This is a genomic window from Pseudarthrobacter sp. alpha12b, assembly GCF_054130495.1.
This window is the reverse complement of sequence record NZ_CP196746.1, coordinates 3,364,470-3,381,273: the sequence shown is the minus strand read 5'-3', so window position 1 is coordinate 3,381,273 and position 16,804 is coordinate 3,364,470. Positions and strand designations below refer to the sequence as shown.

The 16,804-nt window shown below is 62.5% G+C and carries 14 protein-coding genes and 3 rRNA genes; 12 read left to right on the top strand and 5 right to left on the bottom strand.

Annotated features, from left to right (window positions below; all coding sequences use genetic code 11):
• Window positions 1-23 precede the first annotated feature (23 nt).
• From ACTAQI_RS15570 to ACTAQI_RS15560, 3 genes are read left to right on the top strand one after another with little or no spacing between them, the layout of a single operon-like run.
• On the top strand, window positions 24-1,001 hold the full coding sequence (locus tag ACTAQI_RS15570) for a FecCD family ABC transporter permease (protein WP_457951077.1): 978 nt from the start codon (window positions 24-26) through the stop codon (window positions 999-1,001).
• A gap of 1 nt (window position 1,002) precedes the next feature.
• Window positions 1,003-1,818 (top strand): ABC transporter ATP-binding protein, encoded by an 816-nt coding sequence (locus ACTAQI_RS15565; protein ID WP_457947024.1) that lies wholly within the window; start codon window positions 1,003-1,005, stop codon window positions 1,816-1,818.
• Between the two features lie 44 nt (window positions 1,819-1,862).
• Window positions 1,863-2,870 (top strand): siderophore-interacting protein, encoded by a 1,008-nt coding sequence (locus tag ACTAQI_RS15560; RefSeq protein WP_457951076.1) that lies wholly within the window; start codon window positions 1,863-1,865, stop codon window positions 2,868-2,870.
• Between the two features lie 104 nt (window positions 2,871-2,974).
• Here the strand turns inward: ACTAQI_RS15560 and ACTAQI_RS15555 are convergent, their stop codons facing one another.
• On the bottom strand, window positions 2,975-4,171 hold the full coding sequence (locus ACTAQI_RS15555) for an IS30 family transposase (RefSeq protein WP_457947022.1): 1,197 nt from the start codon (window positions 4,169-4,171) through the stop codon (window positions 2,975-2,977).
• Window positions 4,172-4,273: 102 nt separating this feature from the next.
• Between ACTAQI_RS15555 and ACTAQI_RS15550 the strand changes: the two genes are divergently transcribed.
• Entirely contained in the window at window positions 4,274-5,137 is an 864-nt protein-coding gene (locus tag ACTAQI_RS15550; RefSeq protein ID WP_457947020.1) for an SGNH/GDSL hydrolase family protein, read from the top strand.
• Here ACTAQI_RS15550 and ACTAQI_RS15545 read toward each other — a convergent pair.
• Complete coding sequence (locus ACTAQI_RS15545) at window positions 5,134-5,439, bottom strand: YciI family protein (protein WP_457947018.1); 306 nt, start codon at window positions 5,437-5,439, stop codon at window positions 5,134-5,136. The two genes, ACTAQI_RS15550 and ACTAQI_RS15545, sit on opposite strands and share 4 nt — an antisense overlap.
• A 59-nt stretch (window positions 5,440-5,498) precedes the next feature.
• On the opposite strand from ACTAQI_RS15545, the gene ACTAQI_RS15540 reads away from it, so the two are divergent.
• Window positions 5,499-5,984 (top strand): MarR family winged helix-turn-helix transcriptional regulator, encoded by a 486-nt coding sequence (locus ACTAQI_RS15540; protein ID WP_457947017.1) that lies wholly within the window; start codon window positions 5,499-5,501, stop codon window positions 5,982-5,984.
• Window positions 5,985-6,040: 56 nt separating this feature from the next.
• Complete coding sequence (locus tag ACTAQI_RS15535) at window positions 6,041-6,802, top strand: SGNH/GDSL hydrolase family protein (protein WP_457947016.1); 762 nt, start codon at window positions 6,041-6,043, stop codon at window positions 6,800-6,802.
• A gap of 38 nt (window positions 6,803-6,840) precedes the next feature.
• Here the strand turns inward: ACTAQI_RS15535 and ACTAQI_RS15530 are convergent, their stop codons facing one another.
• From ACTAQI_RS15530 to ACTAQI_RS15520, 3 genes are read right to left on the bottom strand one after another with little or no spacing between them, the layout of a single operon-like run.
• Entirely contained in the window at window positions 6,841-7,590 is a 750-nt protein-coding gene (locus ACTAQI_RS15530; protein ID WP_457951075.1) for an FAD:protein FMN transferase, read from the bottom strand.
• Between the two features lie 52 nt (window positions 7,591-7,642).
• Window positions 7,643-8,194, bottom strand: a complete 552-nt coding sequence (locus ACTAQI_RS15525; RefSeq protein WP_457947014.1) for an FMN-binding protein — start codon at window positions 8,192-8,194, stop codon at window positions 7,643-7,645.
• Window positions 8,191-9,657, bottom strand: coding sequence for a ferredoxin reductase family protein (locus tag ACTAQI_RS15520; RefSeq protein ID WP_457947013.1), 1,467 nt, complete (start codon window positions 9,655-9,657; stop codon window positions 8,191-8,193). The genes ACTAQI_RS15525 and ACTAQI_RS15520 overlap by 4 nt, the downstream gene beginning before the upstream one ends.
• Window positions 9,658-9,971: 314 nt before the next feature.
• Between ACTAQI_RS15520 and rpmB the strand changes: the two genes are divergently transcribed.
• The 6 genes from rpmB (at window position 9,972) to rrf (ending at window position 16,768) form a co-directional block, all read left to right on the top strand.
• The gene (gene rpmB, locus ACTAQI_RS15515; RefSeq protein WP_013602738.1) at window positions 9,972-10,208 is read left to right on the top strand and encodes a 50S ribosomal protein L28; all 237 of its coding nucleotides are present in this window, start codon (window positions 9,972-9,974) and stop codon (window positions 10,206-10,208) included.
• A complete protein-coding gene (gene rpmG / locus ACTAQI_RS15510; RefSeq protein ID WP_013602737.1) occupies window positions 10,208-10,375 on the top strand; it encodes a 50S ribosomal protein L33 in 168 nt (55 codons plus the stop codon). Before rpmB ends, rpmG begins: the two co-directional genes overlap by 1 nt.
• 2 nt (window positions 10,376-10,377) lie before the next feature.
• Entirely contained in the window at window positions 10,378-10,683 is a 306-nt protein-coding gene (gene rpsN, locus ACTAQI_RS15505) for a 30S ribosomal protein S14 (protein WP_009358853.1), read from the top strand.
• Window positions 10,684-11,331: 648 nt separating this feature from the next.
• Window positions 11,332-12,855, top strand: a 16S ribosomal RNA gene (locus ACTAQI_RS15500).
• Between the two features lie 497 nt (window positions 12,856-13,352).
• Window positions 13,353-16,482: ribosomal RNA gene (locus tag ACTAQI_RS15495) — 23S ribosomal RNA — on the top strand.
• A 169-nt stretch (window positions 16,483-16,651) separates the two neighbouring features.
• Window positions 16,652-16,768, top strand: a 5S ribosomal RNA gene (gene rrf, locus ACTAQI_RS15490).
• The 16S, 23S and 5S rRNA genes sit together here, the layout of an rRNA operon.
• Window positions 16,769-16,804 lie beyond the last annotated feature (36 nt).

The following is a 16,804-nucleotide window of genomic DNA, read 5'->3' as shown; positions in this document are numbered from 1 at the left end:
TGCTGGCCGCCACCGTCGTGCTGATGTTCTTCGTATCCGTCCTGCTGGGCAGCTACACGGTGACCATCCCGGACTTCTTCACCATCGTGGCCAACCATCTGACCGGCGGCGCGAGGATCCCGGGCGCCAGCTTCATCGTGATGGAGAACAAACTGCCCAGGGCCGTCATCGGCACCCTGATCGGCATCGCGTTCGGCTTGGCCGGCGCCCTGTTCCAGACGATGCTCCGGAACCCGCTGGCCAGCCCCGATGTCATTGGCATCAGCTCCGGGGCCAGTGCCGCGGCGGTTGTCGCCATCGTCGTTTTTGGCGCGTCCGGTGCCGCAGTGTCCGGCGGGGCGCTGGCAGGTGCCCTGGCCGTAGCTGCCCTGATCTACACGATCTCCAGCGGCGGGGCGGTCCGTGGATCCGGCCGGGGGAACTCCGCCGGAAACCGGCTGGTCCTGGCCGGCGTGGGGATCGCGGCAGCACTTCAGGCCGTGGTCAGCTTCCTGATGACCCGCGCCGACATCCGCACAGCAGCCGACGCCCTGGTCTGGCTCAACGGATCCCTGAATTCCGCCAACTGGGCCCGCGCCGGAATCCTGTTCCTGGCGCTCGTGGTGCTGGTTCCCGCCGTCGGGCTCATCGCCGGGCCGCTGCGCATCCTGGAGCTGGGTGACGACGCCGCAGCCGCGCTGGGCGTCCGCGTCAATGCCGCGCGCCTGGCCCTGGTGGTCATCGCGGTATCGCTGGCAGCTGTGGCGACGGCGGCAGCCGGGCCAGTCTCGTTCGTCGCCTTCCTGGCCGGTCCCATTGCCCGCCGCTTCGCCGGCAAAGCCAGCCTGCCGGCGTCGGCCATGGTGGGTGCCCTGATTGTCCTGGCGGCGGACTATGCCGCCGCCAACCTCGCCCCTCTCCTGCTGGACGGCACCGTCCTGCCGGTGGGCGTGGTCACCGGCGCGCTCGGCGCCCCGTTCCTGCTGTGGCTCCTGGTCACGGCCAACCGAAAGGAAACCTGACGTGGCAGTTCTGAACGCCAAGGACCTGACGCTCACCTACGGCCAGCGCTGTGTGGTGGACGGCCTCAGCGTCCGGATCCCAGAAGGCCGGGTGACCATGATCGTGGGCGCCAACGCTTGTGGAAAGTCCACCCTGCTCCGCGGGCTCTCCCGGCTCTTGAAGCCTTCCGGCGGCGCCGTGACCCTGGACGGCAAGGACATCCACGCCCGCCCGGCCCGCGAACTGGCCCGCACCCTTGGGCTGCTGCCCCAGCACCCCAGCGCCCCGGACGGCATCACCGTCCGCGACCTGGTGGGCCGTGGACGCTACCCGCACCAGGGCTTCTTCCGCAGCTGGAGTGAAAAGGACGACGCCGCCGTGCAGCGTGCGCTGGAAGCCACCGGAACGCTGGCCCTCGCAGGGCGGGACGTGGACGAACTGTCCGGCGGTCAGCGGCAGCGCGCCTGGATTGCGATGGCCCTCGCCCAGGAAACCGACGTCCTGCTGCTGGATGAGCCCACCACCTACCTGGACCTCGCCCACCAGGTGGAGGTCCTGGACCTGGTAACGGACCTGAACCGCAGCCGCGGCACCACGGTGGCCATCGTCCTGCATGACCTCAACCTCGCGGCTCGCTACGCCAACCACGTCATCGCCATGAAGGACGGCGCCGTGGCGGCCGTGGGCTCCCCGGCGGACGTGGTGACGGAGGAACTGGTCCGTGACGTCTTCGGCCTCGAAAGCCGCGTCATCCCGGACCCCGTCTCCGGCACCCCGCTCATCATTCCCATCGGGCGCCACCACGCCACAGCCAAGGAACTGGAGCTCGCCTCGTGAAGACCCGCGAACCCGCTACCAACCAGAACATGGCCGTTCAGCCGATGAGTCTCGCCTTCGAGGTCACCGTCTCCGCCGTTCAACAGCTCAGCCCCACCTTCCGCAGGGTCACGTTCGGCGGCTACTCGCTGCGCGACTTCGGCGTCCACGGCGACACCCTGGACCTCCGGGTCAAGCTGCTCATCCCGTCACTGGCACCGGACGGCTCACAGTTGCCGCTGCCGGCCTTCCGCACGAGTCAGGCCGGCTGGTACCGGGACTGGCTGGCCATGGACCCGGCGGTGCGCGGCTCAATGCGCACCTATACGGTACGGGAGGCGCGGCTGGATGGGGTGTACCCGGAGATCGATATCGACTTCGTGATGCACGTGGATGATCCGCAACACAGCGGCCCCGCCGCGAGCTGGGCGCTGGACGCCAAACCCGGCGACGCCCTCACCATCATCGGCCCCAACAACCGCGCCGCACACTGCGTCACCGCGGAAACCTACTCCGGCATCGAGTGGCGGCCCGGCCTGGCCCAGCGCGTTCTGCTCGCCGGCGACGAAACCGCCGTCCCCGCCATCTCTGCCATTCTCGAAACCCTGCCGCCCTACGTGAGCGGACACGCGTTCCTGGAGGTTCCGCAGGCCGGTGACTTCCTGGAGCTCACCTCCCCGGCGGACATCGAGGTCACCTGGCTGGCCCGCGGCGCCGCCATCGGCCGTTCCCGCCCCCACGGCCAACTGCTGCAGGAGGCCGTGCGCAAAGCCGTCCCCGTGCCGGGCTGGGTGGGCATCAAAGCGGACGACGGCGGCGCCGGGCCTGAGCCCCATGACGTCAACGTGGACGTGGACATCCTGTGGGAGACCCCGGCCCGCCTGGAGACCGCCGACATCAGTGGCGCCAGGAACCCCGCCGTGCCTGCCGGTGCCATGCCCTTCTACGCCTGGATAGCCGGAGAAGCTGGGGTTATCAAGGACCTCCGCCGGTACCTGGTCCGCGAGGCGGGAATCGACCGGAAACAGGTGGCCTTCATGGGGTACTGGCGGCAGGGCAAAGCCGAAGGCTGAATCCCCCACTCCCGCCGGGCTCACCTTTCGGCGTTGCCCTGCGACGCCCCATCAGATCCTGCCGGTATTTCCGGGGCGGATTCAAGGGGTCGTCGCAACACGTTCTATGCTGCTGATTCTTCCAGTATTTGTTGGAGGGCTTGTGCGGGGGTTTTCCAGCCGAGGGTTTTGCGTAGGCGGCCGTTGAGTCCCGCGGCGGCGTAGTCGAGGTCCTCGGGGGTGACTTTGGTGAGGTCCATGCCTTTGGGGAAGTACTGGCGCAGGAGTCCGTTGGTGTTCTCGTTCGTGCCGCGTTGCCAGGGTGAGTGGGGGTCGCAGAAGTAAACGTCCGCTCCGGTGGCGATCTTGACGCGGTCGTGAATGCCGACCATCTCCGCGCCCTGGTCCCAGGTCAGGGACCGGCGCAGCTGGGCCGGGAGCAAGGGCAGGGTTTCCTGGATGGCGGCCAGCACTTGCTCGCCGCTGTGTCCGTTGGGCAGATGCAGGAGCATCACGAAGCGGCTGCTGCGTTCCACGAGTGTTCCGATCGCCCCGGTGCCGGGGGTACCGATGATGAGGTCACCTTCCCAGTGTCCGGGAACGGCCCGGTCATCGGCCTCCGCGGACCGTTCGCTGATCAGCAACTCTTTCGGGACCCGGGGCTTTCGGTTCCCGGCCCGCCGGTTTGGCTGCCGCACGGCCCGGCCGGTGCGCAGGGCTGCGGTGAGCTCGGATCTGAGCCCGCCGCGGCCCTGGATATAGATGCACTGATAGATCGTCTCCGGGCTGATGCGCATGCTTTCATCATCGGGGAAATCAATCCGCAGCCGGGCGCTGATCTGTTCCGGCGACAACCGCTCCCGTGCCGTCAGCATCCCGGCGACGTAGAGTGCCAAGGCTTCATGGGAAGCCAGTTTCCGGGTCTTGGGCCTGCGTGCCAGCTTCTGCGCCCGGTTCTGCGCCGAGGACGCCAGATAAGGGCGTTGGCCCCCGTTCCGGACGTTGCGGCCCAGTTCCCTGCTGATCGTGGAGGGGCTCCGGCCCAAACGCCGGCTAATCTCACGTATCCCGCATCCGGCCGCGCGCCAGACCGCAATCAGCTCGCGTTCATGGAAGGACAAGAACCGTCGGCAGGCAGGCCTCATTGCAGGATTCACCCCACCATGCTGACGGACGATTACCCGGGCCGCTGACAGGGAAAGACCGGCAGCCTCCGCCGCTAACTCATCAGATGCTCCAGAAGACCTCACCTCCCAGAACACCCGAATCACCTCACGGAAAACCTCAGGCCGACCAAAACGTCCCACAACACCACCAATCACTCAGGTGTTGCGACGACCCCTTGAATCCGCCCGGGACGCCCCATCACTTACTGTTCATCCCGGCGTCGTACTTGCTTCTTTTCCTCCGGGTACGTTGGGGCGGTGGTGCCTGAATCCTTGCTTCCTGACTCCGGGCGGCGGGTGTTTGTTGCCCTCGGTGATTCCTTTACCGAAGGGGTGGGGGATCGGGACGATCGGCTGCCCAACGGGGTGCGGGGCTGGGCCGACCGGGTGGCCGAGAAACTCGCCAAAGCGCAGCCCGGGTGGAAGTACGCCAACCTGGCCATCAGGAGCAAGCGGCTGCGGCACATCGTCGAAGAGCAGCTGGAGCCGGCACTGCGGATGCGGCCCACGCTGGTCACGCTTTATGCCGGCGGTAACGACATCCTGGACCTGAAGACCGGCATGCCGGCACTCATGGCGGACTACGAAGAGCTGGTGGCCCAACTGGCGGGCGCCGGGGCCACGGTGGTCCTCTTCACCGGCTTCGACGTCAAAGTCTCCGCGCTGCTGGAGCCCCTGAAGAAGCGCAACACCTACTACAACCAGCGGGTGCGGGAGATCGCCGGGAAGTATGGTGCGGTGCTGGTGGACTACTGGTGCCTGGACGCCTTCCATGACCGGCGGATGTGGGACTCGGACCGGCTCCACATGTCCAAGGCGGGGCACAAATACCTGGCCGGGCAGGTGCTGGACCAGCTGGGCGTGCCGCACAAGATCAAGCCCAGGGACTGGGAGCCGCCCGCCCCGCTCAGCCTGCGCGAGTGGGAGCGGCGCCAGCGGCGCTGGGTCCACGACTGGGTCCTGCCGCTCTTTGGCCGCAAGCTCCGCGGCGTGACGTTGGGGGACACCCTCACCCCGCGCTGGCCGCAGCCGGTGAAGGTCCCGCGGAAAGGCGGGTTGAAGAAGATCGCCGGGAGAAAGTACGACGCCGGCAGCACACCTTACGGAGGCGGCATGACCTAAGGCGCGGGCGCGGGCGGGGGGTCCAGCAGGTTTTCGTACCCTGCGGCCACCCGGCCTGCGTGGAACTCCATCACCTCAAAGTCGGCAACCCCGTTGGTGTTGAACGGAGCCTGCGCGAGGCTCGCGTCCAGAACCCCCCGTTCGGCCTGCGACAGCAGCAACCCTCCCGTGCGCGGAATCTTGCGGCCGGCGGCGATGAACACACCGTCGTCGAACGCCTTCTGCAGCCAGGCGATGTGCGCGTCGTTGTGGAAGTCGACGATCTCCTGGGGCACGCGGTAAGTGAGGGAGACAACATACATGCGGCAAGCCTACCGGCGCTGCACATGCTGGTTGAAGGATCAATCGTAGAATGGGGACCATGACCGAACCCCGCTGGCTCAACGCTGACGAACGCCGCGCCTGGCTGGCACTGGTCAGCATCAATACGCTGCTGCCCGCGGCCCTGGATACCAAGCTGCATGCCGCCGGCAAGCTGTCCCTCTTCGATTACACGGTGCTGGCCATGCTGTCCGAGGCCGAGGACCGGTTCCTGCCCATGAGCGAGCTCGCTGCCCGCACCAGCGCCTCCCTGTCCCGCCTGTCCCACGTGGTGACCAAGCTGCAGAAGCGCGGCTGGGTGGAGCGCCGCCCGCACCCCCATGACGCCAGGGTGACCACCGCCCACCTCACCGAGGAAGGCATGGCCACCATCGTCGGGCTGGCCCCCGCCCACGTGGAGGACGTCCGGGACCTGTTCCTCGACGCCCTGACTGAGCAGGATGTTCTGGACCTGGCACGGATCGGCGAAAAAGTGGTGGGACGCCTGGATACCGACCACTGGATTCTCCGCGAAACCCAAGGCTGACCTGCGAACATCCCGGGCGATTGGTTGCTTCCGGCAACGGATGGCAAACTAACCGCATGGATTTCACTTCCCGGTTTGTGGCACTCGGCGACTCTTTTACCGAAGGCGTTGGTGACGATGACCCGGCACGCCCCAACGGCGTCCGCGGCTGGGCGGACCGCGTGGCAGAGCAGCTCTGCGCCGCTGACCCGGACTTCGGCTACGCCAACCTGGCCATCCGCGGCAGGAAACTCCGCCAGATCCTGGCTGAACAGGTGGACGCCGCCGTCGAACTTAATCCCACCCTGGTGACCATTTACGCCGGTGCCAATGACATCCTCCGCCCGCGCGTGGACATCGATGAACTCCTCGTGGAGTACAACGATGCCGTGGGGAAGCTCGCTGCCACCGGTGCCACCGTGGTGATGTTTACGGGTTTCGACGCCCGGGGTTCCAAGGTTTTCGGCACCATGCGCGGCCGCACCGCCATTTACAACGAACTGGTGCGCGGGATCGCGGGGGACCACGGTGCCCTGCTGGTGGATTACTGGCGGTTCAGCGAGTACTACGACTGGGCCATGTGGGCCCACGACCGGATGCACATGTCCGCTGCGGGCCACGCCAACATGGCCAAGCGCGTGCTTGAGGTCCTCAAGTATGACCACTCCATCGACGTCCCGCCCATGACTCCGGTGCCGGAACTGAGCCGTGCCGAGGCTCTGCGCGCCAACGCCCAATGGTTCCGCGAGTATGCGGCCCCCTGGGTGGTCCGCCGCGTCACTGGCAAGTCCTCCGGGGACAACCTGCACCCCAGATACCCGCAGCTCACGCGGCTGTAGCGGGCCGTCCCGCCTGAGCCGCCGCATGGGCAGCCGGCTTAGGCGGGTTGGAAACCAGGGGTCGCCAGCAGTGAGCCGTCCGCGCGGATGGCCAGCACGGAAACGTCCCAATTGTCAGCAGCGCGGTCCAGCATCCGTGTTCCGCCGGCAACGATCGCGGTGGCCAGGACATCCGCGGTGACGATGTCCGCGGCAGCCACGGTGACCTGGACAAATTCGGCGCTGCTTCCCACCCGCCAGATGTGCTCGCCGCGTTCGGCAGAGCCGGAGGTGGCGATCGCGCTGTGCCGGCTCTCGCCGCCCAGTGCATGTCCGGTGATGAGGGTGCGCCGGTCCGCCGGGTCCACGACGCCGGCCTTCCACGGCTCGGCGCTGCCAGGGCGGGGCGATCCGCTGACCAGGACGTCACCCCCGGCGTTGAGGCACCAGTCGCGGCGGCCCAGCGCAAGGAGCGACATGCCGGCCTCGCGGATCGCCTGGCCCTTGACGATCCCCGAAAGGTCCAGCACGCCGTCGGGCCTTTCAGGGGTGAAAGCGCCCTCCGTGTGCAGCCGCCATTCATGCGCCTCGGCGTATACTTCGCGCATCTGGGCCGAGGCGCCCGGCAGTGTCAGTTCCCCGCGGGCAAGCCTGCTGGCTTCCGAATCGGGACGGTACAGGCTGAAGGTTTCGTCCAGGTCCCGAAACAGGCGTTCGACGACGGCGGTGGCGGCAGCGAGCTCGTCGGACCCCTGCTGCCCTTCCGCGCGGGGGCCCACCGGCAGTGTCAGGCCGATGACCGTTCCCATGCATTCAAAGGTGCGGGCCTTGAGGACCGTGCCGGTGCCCGGCGGCAGGGGATCAGAGGTTCGCTGCATCGATGGCTGCCTGGAGTGAGGTCAGGTACGCGTCGCTGGTGATGGTGGCACCGCTGACCGTCTGCACATTCGCCGACTGGGCGGCGAGGACCTTGCTGCGAAGCAGGGGAGCCGCACGGTTGCTGATCTGGATCGACTTGCCGTCGGTGTTGGTCAGCTGAAGGGCGGTGACATCGGTGATTTTTCCGTTCGCCACCGTGATCTGGACCTGCACGGGACCGAACCGGGTCTGCACGGCATTGCCCTTGTAGGTGCCGGAGGCCGAGGAGCCGGACGAACTGGAGGACCCGGTGGTGCCGGAGGAACTGGGCGAGCTTGAGGACCCGGACGTGCCGGTGGAACCCGTCGATCCGGTGGAACCAGACCCGGACGACCCCGTTCCGGATGAACCTGTTCCCGTCGCACCCGTGGTGCCTGTCGCCGTCGTACTTGAAGCGACGGTGCTGATGCCGCCTGCCTGCGTGCCTGTTTGCCAGCCCGCCAGGAGGATCCCGGCGGAGGCCAGGGCCGCCGCGACCGTTCCGCGTATTTTCACCAGTCAAACCTTTCGTGATGGATCTGGTCCCCGGGGACGCCGGCATTCCCGGCATCCTCAATGACGTTTGCCGCCCATGCCGCCGGGCCGCAGACGTAGACGTCCGCCTCCGCGATGTCCGGCACATAGGAGGTGAGGCTGTAGCCGTTTCGCACGGCGTCCTCGGAAAGCCAGGTGGAGCGGCCGTGGGAACGGGGCCCCGTGAGATGGAAGAGCCGGACCCCCCGGGCCTGGCAGAGGTCGAGAATTTCGTTGCCAAGGTAGAGCTCCTGGTCCGTATGTCCGCGGAGCAGGACCGTCGCCTCGCCTGGACCGAACGGCGTGGTCTCCAGCAGCGCGCGCAGGGGCGTGATGCCGATGCCGGCGCCGATCATCACCACCTTGTTCCTTGTCCTGGCGGCCGTGCTGAGCAGACCGTAGGGGCCTTCGAGGGCCACCTTGGTGCCCTTGCGGAGCCGGACAAGCTGGGCGGAGCCGTTGCCAAGGTTCCGCACGGTGACCCGCAGCTTCCCCTGGCCGTCCGGGCCATTGAAGACCGGCTCGGCGGACAGGCTGAACGGGTGGGGATGCCACCACATTCCCTGGGCCAGGAAGCGCCAGATGAAAAAGCGTCCGCCCGTTCCCGCCAGCTGGTCCAGTTTCCGGCCCCGCATGACGATGTTCACCACGCCGGGGGCCACAGCCTCAACGCGGGCCACCGTCAGCTGATGCCGTGCTGTGGCCAGTACCGGCTCCAGCACGCGGAAGTACACCAGAGCTGTGCCTGTGTAGATGCAGATGGCAAGCCAGTACCAGCGCTGCCAGGTGCCGGCCGCAAAGAGGCCGCCCACGCTGAACTGGTGCGGAATTGATGTTGCCACCGCGGCGTAGGTCAGGAGGTGCACCACGTACCAGAACTCGTACGGGAAACGGCGCCGGACAGCCACCAGGGACGTCACGACGACGGCGATGAACAGTGCCATGGAGACGAATGCCAGCCACATGTCGGGCACCTGAGCCCACAAGTTGATGGACTCGCTGACCGGATCCAGCCCCTCGGCCATGCCGTACCCGGTGGCGAGCAGGAGTCCGTGTGCCAAAAGCAGGTAGAGGGAGGGTTTACCCAGCTTGCCGTGGAACTCCAGGGCGCGGTCGTGGCCGATGGTGCGGTCAATGAACGGGATCCTTGCGGCAAGGAGCAGCATGAGCAGGACCAGGTCCATGCCCGCCAAGCCGGCCACGATCCCCGCCGCCGTAAACAGGGAGGCAGGGGACGTGATGCTGGTTGCTCCGCCGTCGGCCAGCCACAGGGCGATTGCGGCAGCGACGGACGCCCAGGCAATGACGGTCAGGAGGTCGGTCCGCAGCATGCGCTGCCGGTGCTGGCGGGCGAACCATCCACGGGCGGGTCTCTTCGTAGGTGTTAGCTCCGGGCGGCCGGAGCGGCTTGCGGCCGGTGATGCCGGCAGGAGCTGAGTATTCATGCATCAAACATGCGTGGGGAAGCTATGTCCCGGCTGTGAAAAGGGGCCAACGGCGGCTGTGACCTTTCTCCATGAGCAGGCCCTTATACACCCGATTGGTCTTTAATTGCGTCAACTCGTAGACTTGGTAGGCGCTAAGTGCGCGGAGCGTGCGCAATTGCTCCGGTTGCCCGGTAATTTTCTCCAGGGTGGCCGGTAGTTAGGGGCTCAAGTTGCGTAACTAACCGTTGCCCGTACATTCTGTGGGTCGCCCTTAGCAGCATGGTCCAGCAGCAGATATGCGGATCATTACTTTCAATTCTTGAGGAGAAGTCATGGCAGCACACTGCCAAGTGACCGGGGCCGAGCCGGGCTTTGGGCACAGCATTTCGCACTCGCACCGCCGCAATAAGCGCCGGTTCGATCCGAACATCCAGAAGAAGCGCTACTGGGTTCCGTCCCTGCGCCGTAACGTCACTCTGCAGGTCTCTGCACGTGGCATCAAGACCATCGACGTACGCGGCATCGACGTAGTCGTCGCCCAGATCCTGGCTCGTGGGGTGAAGCTCTAGTGGCTAAGGACAAGGACGTACGTCCGATCATCAAGCTCAAGTCGACTGCGGGCACGGGTTACACCTACGTAACCCGCAAGAACCGTCGTAACGATCCTGACCGCATGGTCCTGAAGAAGTACGACCCCAAGATCCGCCAGCACGTCGAATTCCGAGAGGAGCGCTAAACATGGCTAAGAAGTCCAAGATTGCTCGTAACGAGCAGCGCAAGGTCATCGTGGAGCGTTACGCTGCAAAGCGCCTCGAGCTGAAGAAGACCCTGGTTGACGAAAACGCAACCGACGAAGCACGCGAAGCAGCCCGCCTGGGCCTGCAGAAGCTGCCCCGCAACGCGTCCCCGATCCGTCTGCGTAACCGCGACATCATCGACGGCCGCCCCCGTGGCACCTTCCAGAAGTTCGGCATCTCCCGTGTCCGTTTCCGCGACATGGCACACAAGGGCGAACTCCCGGGCATCACCAAGTCTTCCTGGTAATCCAGCACCGCTGATTCCAGCTGCTTGAGAAGGGCCGGCAACCTTAGGGTTGCCGGCCCTTCTGCGTTAAGCGCCTGCCGTCCTGTCCCTGCCGCGAGGCCTGTGCGGCAGCACACACAGTGGAATTACGACGCCGGCAGGCTGCTTGGGTGCTCCACCCCGGGTTTCGCCGCGCAATACCGGGGATTTCCGGCCCCCGGAGGGCCGGTTTGCGGTGGGCCCGGAGTGCGTGTATTGTTTTCTAAGTCGCCGCGGGGGAGACAGTGAAGAACTGATCACCGGGCGGCCAAAACCCCCAAATCAAAGCCAAAATCTGGTTGCTCTTTAGGGCGCAGGAAATTGGTGGGGGCGGTCTTCAACTCGATGCGGATCCTGAAAGATGGATTTGCTTCGGAGTGGGGGATCGGGTAAGTTTGAAAAGTTGCTCCGGAGCGATCCTGAACGAAAGTTTGGGTGGTGCCGGGTGTGTCTGTTGTTTGAGAACTCAATAGTGTGCCAAGTTTGTTGATACCGATTTTTTATAAAAATTGGTTGATTGTGCTGGGTTTGTCCACCCCGTGGATGGGCCTGGTGTTTTTAGCTGGTTTCAAATTTTGTGCAGCTGTTTCTGCCGTTATTTCCGGTGGTTGTGGTTGTGTCTGTTTGTTTTCAACGGAGAGTTTGATCCTGGCTCAGGATGAACGCTGGCGGCGTGCTTAACACATGCAAGTCGAACGATGAACCTCACTTGTGGGGGGATTAGTGGCGAACGGGTGAGTAACACGTGAGTAACCTGCCCTTGACTCTGGGATAAGCCTGGGAAACTGGGTCTAATACCGGATATGACCGACTATCGCATGGTGGTTGGTGGAAAGCTTTTGTGGTTTTGGATGGACTCGCGGCCTATCAGCTTGTTGGTGGGGTAATGGCCTACCAAGGCGACGACGGGTAGCCGGCCTGAGAGGGTGACCGGCCACACTGGGACTGAGACACGGCCCAGACTCCTACGGGAGGCAGCAGTGGGGAATATTGCACAATGGGCGCAAGCCTGATGCAGCGACGCCGCGTGAGGGATGACGGCCTTCGGGTTGTAAACCTCTTTCAGTAGGGAAGAAGCCGCAAGGTGACGGTACCTGCAGAAGAAGCGCCGGCTAACTACGTGCCAGCAGCCGCGGTAATACGTAGGGCGCAAGCGTTATCCGGAATTATTGGGCGTAAAGAGCTCGTAGGCGGTTTGTCGCGTCTGCCGTGAAAGTCCGGGGCTCAACTCCGGATCTGCGGTGGGTACGGGCAGACTAGAGTGATGTAGGGGAGACTGGAATTCCTGGTGTAGCGGTGAAATGCGCAGATATCAGGAGGAACACCGATGGCGAAGGCAGGTCTCTGGGCATTAACTGACGCTGAGGAGCGAAAGCATGGGGAGCGAACAGGATTAGATACCCTGGTAGTCCATGCCGTAAACGTTGGGCACTAGGTGTGGGGGACATTCCACGTTTTCCGCGCCGTAGCTAACGCATTAAGTGCCCCGCCTGGGGAGTACGGCCGCAAGGCTAAAACTCAAAGGAATTGACGGGGGCCCGCACAAGCGGCGGAGCATGCGGATTAATTCGATGCAACGCGAAGAACCTTACCAAGGCTTGACATGAACCGGTAACGCCTGGAAACAGGTGCCCCGCTTGCGGTCGGTTTACAGGTGGTGCATGGTTGTCGTCAGCTCGTGTCGTGAGATGTTGGGTTAAGTCCCGCAACGAGCGCAACCCTCGTTCTATGTTGCCAGCACGTGATGGTGGGGACTCATAGGAGACTGCCGGGGTCAACTCGGAGGAAGGTGGGGACGACGTCAAATCATCATGCCCCTTATGTCTTGGGCTTCACGCATGCTACAATGGCCGGTACAAAGGGTTGCGATACTGTGAGGTGGAGCTAATCCCAAAAAGCCGGTCTCAGTTCGGATTGGGGTCTGCAACTCGACCCCATGAAGTCGGAGTCGCTAGTAATCGCAGATCAGCAACGCTGCGGTGAATACGTTCCCGGGCCTTGTACACACCGCCCGTCAAGTCACGAAAGTTGGTAACACCCGAAGCCGGTGGCCTAACCCCTTGTGGGAGGGAGCTGTCGAAGGTGGGACTGGCGATTGGGACTAAGTCGTAACAAGGTAGCCGTACCGGAAGGTGCGGCTGGATCACCTCCTTTCTAAGGAGCACCTACAACGATCACGTACCGGCGCATGTTGGTGTGTGGTGTTGTCAGGAAGCAAGCCCGCAGCATGGACGATTGTTCCGTGGCGGGTGCTCATGGGTGGAATATCAACAAATAGGTGCCTGGTGGCACGGACCATTGTTAGTACGGATGCTTTCCTTTGTGGGGGTTGTCCTGGAACGCGGTTGGTTTGTTGCTGCTGGGTAGTGTTTGGCACACTGTTGGGTCCTGAGGCAACAGGGCCGGGGGTTTTTGCCTTCGGTACTTTGTTTCTGGTTTCCCTGCCATGGCGGTCCGTGCACGTGTTTGTGTGTGGGGTGTGTGGTGTGGGGTTGTTGTTTGAGAACTACATAGTGGACGCGAGCATCTTGTATAAGAAGCAATTTCCAAGATTAATGAACCTGGATCTGGTTCGTGTGCTGTGACTCTTTTGGGGTTGTGGTGCGTGGAACGGTTTTCATGGTTCTCTCGAAAATGTTTTTGATCTTTGTGGTCAAGTTTTTAAGAGCACACGGTGGATGCCTTGGCATTAGGAGCCGAAGAAGGACGTAGGAATCTGCGATAAGCCTGGGGGAGTCGATAACCGGACTGTGATCCCAGGGTGTCCGAATGGGGAAACCCCGCCGAGCGCGCGAGTGACTCGGTGACCCGTACCTGAACACATAGGGTGCGTGGGGGGAACGCGGGGAAGTGAAACATCTCAGTACCCGCAGGAAGAGAAAACAATAGTGATTCCGTTAGTAGTGGCGAGCGAACGCGGATCAGGCTAAACCGTTCCATGTGTGATAGCCGGCGGGCGTTGCATGGTCGGGGTTGTGGGACTTTCCATACCAGTTCTGCCGGGCTGGTGGGGTGTGATGTGCGCGCATAGGTGAACGGTTTTGAAAGGCCGGCCAGAGAGGGTGTTAGTCCCGTAACCGTAATGTGTTTGTACCGCCTGTGAGAGTATCCCAAGTAGTACGGGGCCCGAGAAATCCCGTGCGAATCTGTCAGGACCACCTGATAAGCCTAAATACTCCCTAATGACCGATAGCGGACCAGTACCGTGAGGGAAAGGTGAAAAGTACCCCGGGAGGGGAGTGAAACAGTACCTGAAACCGTGTGCTTACAATCCGTCGGAGCCAGTCTGATTCTGGTGACGGCGTGCCTTTTGAAGAATGAGCCTGCGAGTTAGTGTTACGTCGCGAGGTTAACCCGTGTGGGGCAGCCGTAGCGAAAGCGAGTCTGAATAGGGCGTGTGAGTGGCGTGATCTAGACCCGAAGCGAAGTGATCTACCCATGGCCAGGTTGAAGCGACGGTAAGACGTCGTGGAGGACCGAACCCACTTCAGTTGAAAATGGAGGGGATGAGCTGTGGGTAGGGGTGAAAGGCCAATCAAACTTCGTGATAGCTGGTTCTCCCCGAAATGCATTTAGGTGCAGCGTTGCGTGTTTCTTGCTGGAGGTAGAGCTACTGGATGGCTAATGGGCCCTACAAGGTTACTGACGTCAGCCAAACTCCGAATGCCGGTAAGTGAGAGCGCAGCAGTGAGACTGTGGGGGATAAGCTTCATAGTCGAGAGGGAAACAGCCCAGACCACCAACTAAGGCCCCTAAGCGTGTGCTAAGTGGGAAAGGATGTGGAGTTGCCCAGACAACCAGGAGGTTGGCTTAGAAGCAGCCACCCTTAAAAGAGTGCGTAATAGCTCACTGGTCAAGTGATTCCGCGCCGACAATGTAGCGGGGCTCAAGTACACCGCCGAAGTTGTGGCATTCAAGCATTGACTAAGCCTTCGTGGTTCAGGTGTTTGGATGGGTAGGGGAGCGTCGTGTGGGCGGTGAAGTCGCGGTGTAAACCAGCGGTGGAGCCTACACGAGTGAGAATGCAGGCATGAGTAGCGAAAGACGGGTGAGAAACCCGTCCGCCGAATGATCAAGGGTTCCAGGGTCAAGCTAATCTGCCCTGGGTAAGTCGGGACCTAAGGCGAGGCCGACAGGCGTAGTCGATGGACAACGGGTTGATATTCCCGTACCGGCGAAAAACCGTCCATGTTGAACAGGGGATACTAACCGCCCGAGACCTGACCGATCACCCTTGTGGTGTGAGGTTTTTGGTGGAGCGCGGGACCTGATCCTGGGAGGCAAGCGTATTAACAGGTGTGACGCAGGAAGGTAGCCGAGCCGGGCGATGGTTGTCCCGGTCTAAGGATGTAGGGCGAGTGGTAGGCAAATCCGCCACTCATTGTGCCTGAGATCTGATGGGACCCCCGTTTGGGGGGATTTGGTGATCCTATGCTGCCGAGAAAAGCATCGACGCGAGGTTTTAGCCGCCCGTACCCCAAACCGACACAGGTGATCAGGTAGAGAATACTAAGGCGATCGAGAGAATTATGGTTAAGGAACTCGGCAAAATGCCCCCGTAACTTCGGGAGAAGGGGGGCCCCAACCTTGAACGGACTACGCGTCCGGGAGGGGATCGGGGCCGCAGAGACCAGGGGGAAGCGACTGTTTACTAAAAACACAGGTCCGTGCGAAGTCGCAAGACGATGTATACGGACTGACTCCTGCCCGGTGCTGGAAGGTTAAGAGGACCGGTTAGCCTGTAAGGGCGAAGCTGAGAATTTAAGCCCCAGTAAACGGCGGTGGTAACTATAACCATCCTAAGGTAGCGAAATTCCTTGTCGGGTAAGTTCCGACCTGCACGAATGGAGTAACGACTTCCCCGCTGTCTCAACCATAAACTCGGCGAAATTGCAGTACGAGTAAAGATGCTCGTTACGCGCAGCAGGACGGAAAGACCCCGAGACCTTTACTATAGTTTGGTATTGGTGTTCGGAGTGGCTTGTGTAGGATAGGTGGGAGACGTTGAAGCCCGGACGCCAGTTCGGGTGGAGTCATCGTTGAAATACCACTCTGGTCACTTTGGACATCTAACTTCGGCCCGTAATCCGGGTCAGGGACAGTGCCTGATGGGTAGTTTAACTGGGGCGGTTGCCTCCTAAAAAGTAACGGAGGCGCCCAAAGGTTCCCTCAGCCTGGTTGGCAATCAGGTGTCGAGTGTAAGTGCACAAGGGAGCTTGACTGTGAGAGAGACATCTCGAGCAGGGACGAAAGTCGGGACTAGTGATCCGGCGGTACATTGTGGAATGGCCGTCGCTCAACGGATAAAAGGTACCTCGGGGATAACAGGCTGATCTTGCCCAAGAGTCCATATCGACGGCATGGTTTGGCACCTCGATGTCGGCTCGTCGCATCCTGGGGCTGGAGTAGGTCCCAAGGGTTGGGCTGTTCGCCCATTAAAGCGGTACGCGAGCTGGGTTTAGAACGTCGTGAGACAGTTCGGTCCCTATCCGCTGCGCGCGCAGGAAATTTGAGAAGGGCTGTCCTTAGTACGAGAGGACCGGGACGGACGAACCTCTGGTGTGTCAGTTGTACTGCCAAGTGCACCGCTGATTAGCTACGTTCGGATGGGATAACCGCTGAAAGCATCTAAGCGGGAAGCTCGCTTCGAGATGAGATTTCCATACACTTTATGTGTGAGAGGCCCCCAGCCAGACCACTGGGTTGATAGGCCGGATGTGGAAGCGAGGACTAACGACTCGTGAAGCTGACCGGTACTAATAGGCCAACAACTTACACCACACAGAAACATACAAAACACTGTGCTTGCGTCCACTATGTGGTTCCCAACCAACAACCCGCCACGGGGGAACGGTTACACGGAACCAACAACTGAATAACAACACCACAAATGTTGTAACCACCAGTCTTCCCACCCCCAAAGCATCACCGGGGGACCGGGTAAAAGGGTTACGGCGGTCATAGCGTGGGGGAAACGCCCGGTCCCATTCCGAACCCGGAAGCTAAGACCCACAGCGCCGATGGTACTGCACCCGGGAGGGTGTGGGAGAGTAGGTCACCGCCGGACACACATTAAGTAGGGCCCTGACAAGGAACGTCAGGG

What these genes read in the sequence shown, in the direction of transcription:
- ACTAQI_RS15520 (WP_457947013.1), bottom strand. Translation starts at nt 9,657, where the DNA reads ATGAATACTCAGCTCCTGCCGGCATCACCGGCCGCAAGCCGCTCCGGC.
- ACTAQI_RS15570 (WP_457951077.1), top strand. Translation starts at nt 24, where the DNA reads ATGTTCTTCGTATCCGTCCTGCTGGGCAGCTACACGGTGACCATCCCG.
- ACTAQI_RS15535 (WP_457947016.1), top strand. Translation starts at nt 6,041, where the DNA reads ATGGATTTCACTTCCCGGTTTGTGGCACTCGGCGACTCTTTTACCGAA.
- rpmB (WP_013602738.1), top strand. Translation starts at nt 9,972, where the DNA reads ATGGCAGCACACTGCCAAGTGACCGGGGCCGAGCCGGGCTTTGGGCAC.
- ACTAQI_RS15545 (WP_457947018.1), bottom strand. Translation starts at nt 5,439, where the DNA reads ATGTATGTTGTCTCCCTCACTTACCGCGTGCCCCAGGAGATCGTCGAC.
- ACTAQI_RS15560 (WP_457951076.1), top strand. Translation starts at nt 1,863, where the DNA reads ATGAGTCTCGCCTTCGAGGTCACCGTCTCCGCCGTTCAACAGCTCAGC.
- rpsN (WP_009358853.1), top strand. Translation starts at nt 10,378, where the DNA reads ATGGCTAAGAAGTCCAAGATTGCTCGTAACGAGCAGCGCAAGGTCATC.
- ACTAQI_RS15530 (WP_457951075.1), bottom strand. Translation starts at nt 7,590, where the DNA reads ATGGGAACGGTCATCGGCCTGACACTGCCGGTGGGCCCCCGCGCGGAA.
- ACTAQI_RS15540 (WP_457947017.1), top strand. Translation starts at nt 5,499, where the DNA reads ATGACCGAACCCCGCTGGCTCAACGCTGACGAACGCCGCGCCTGGCTG.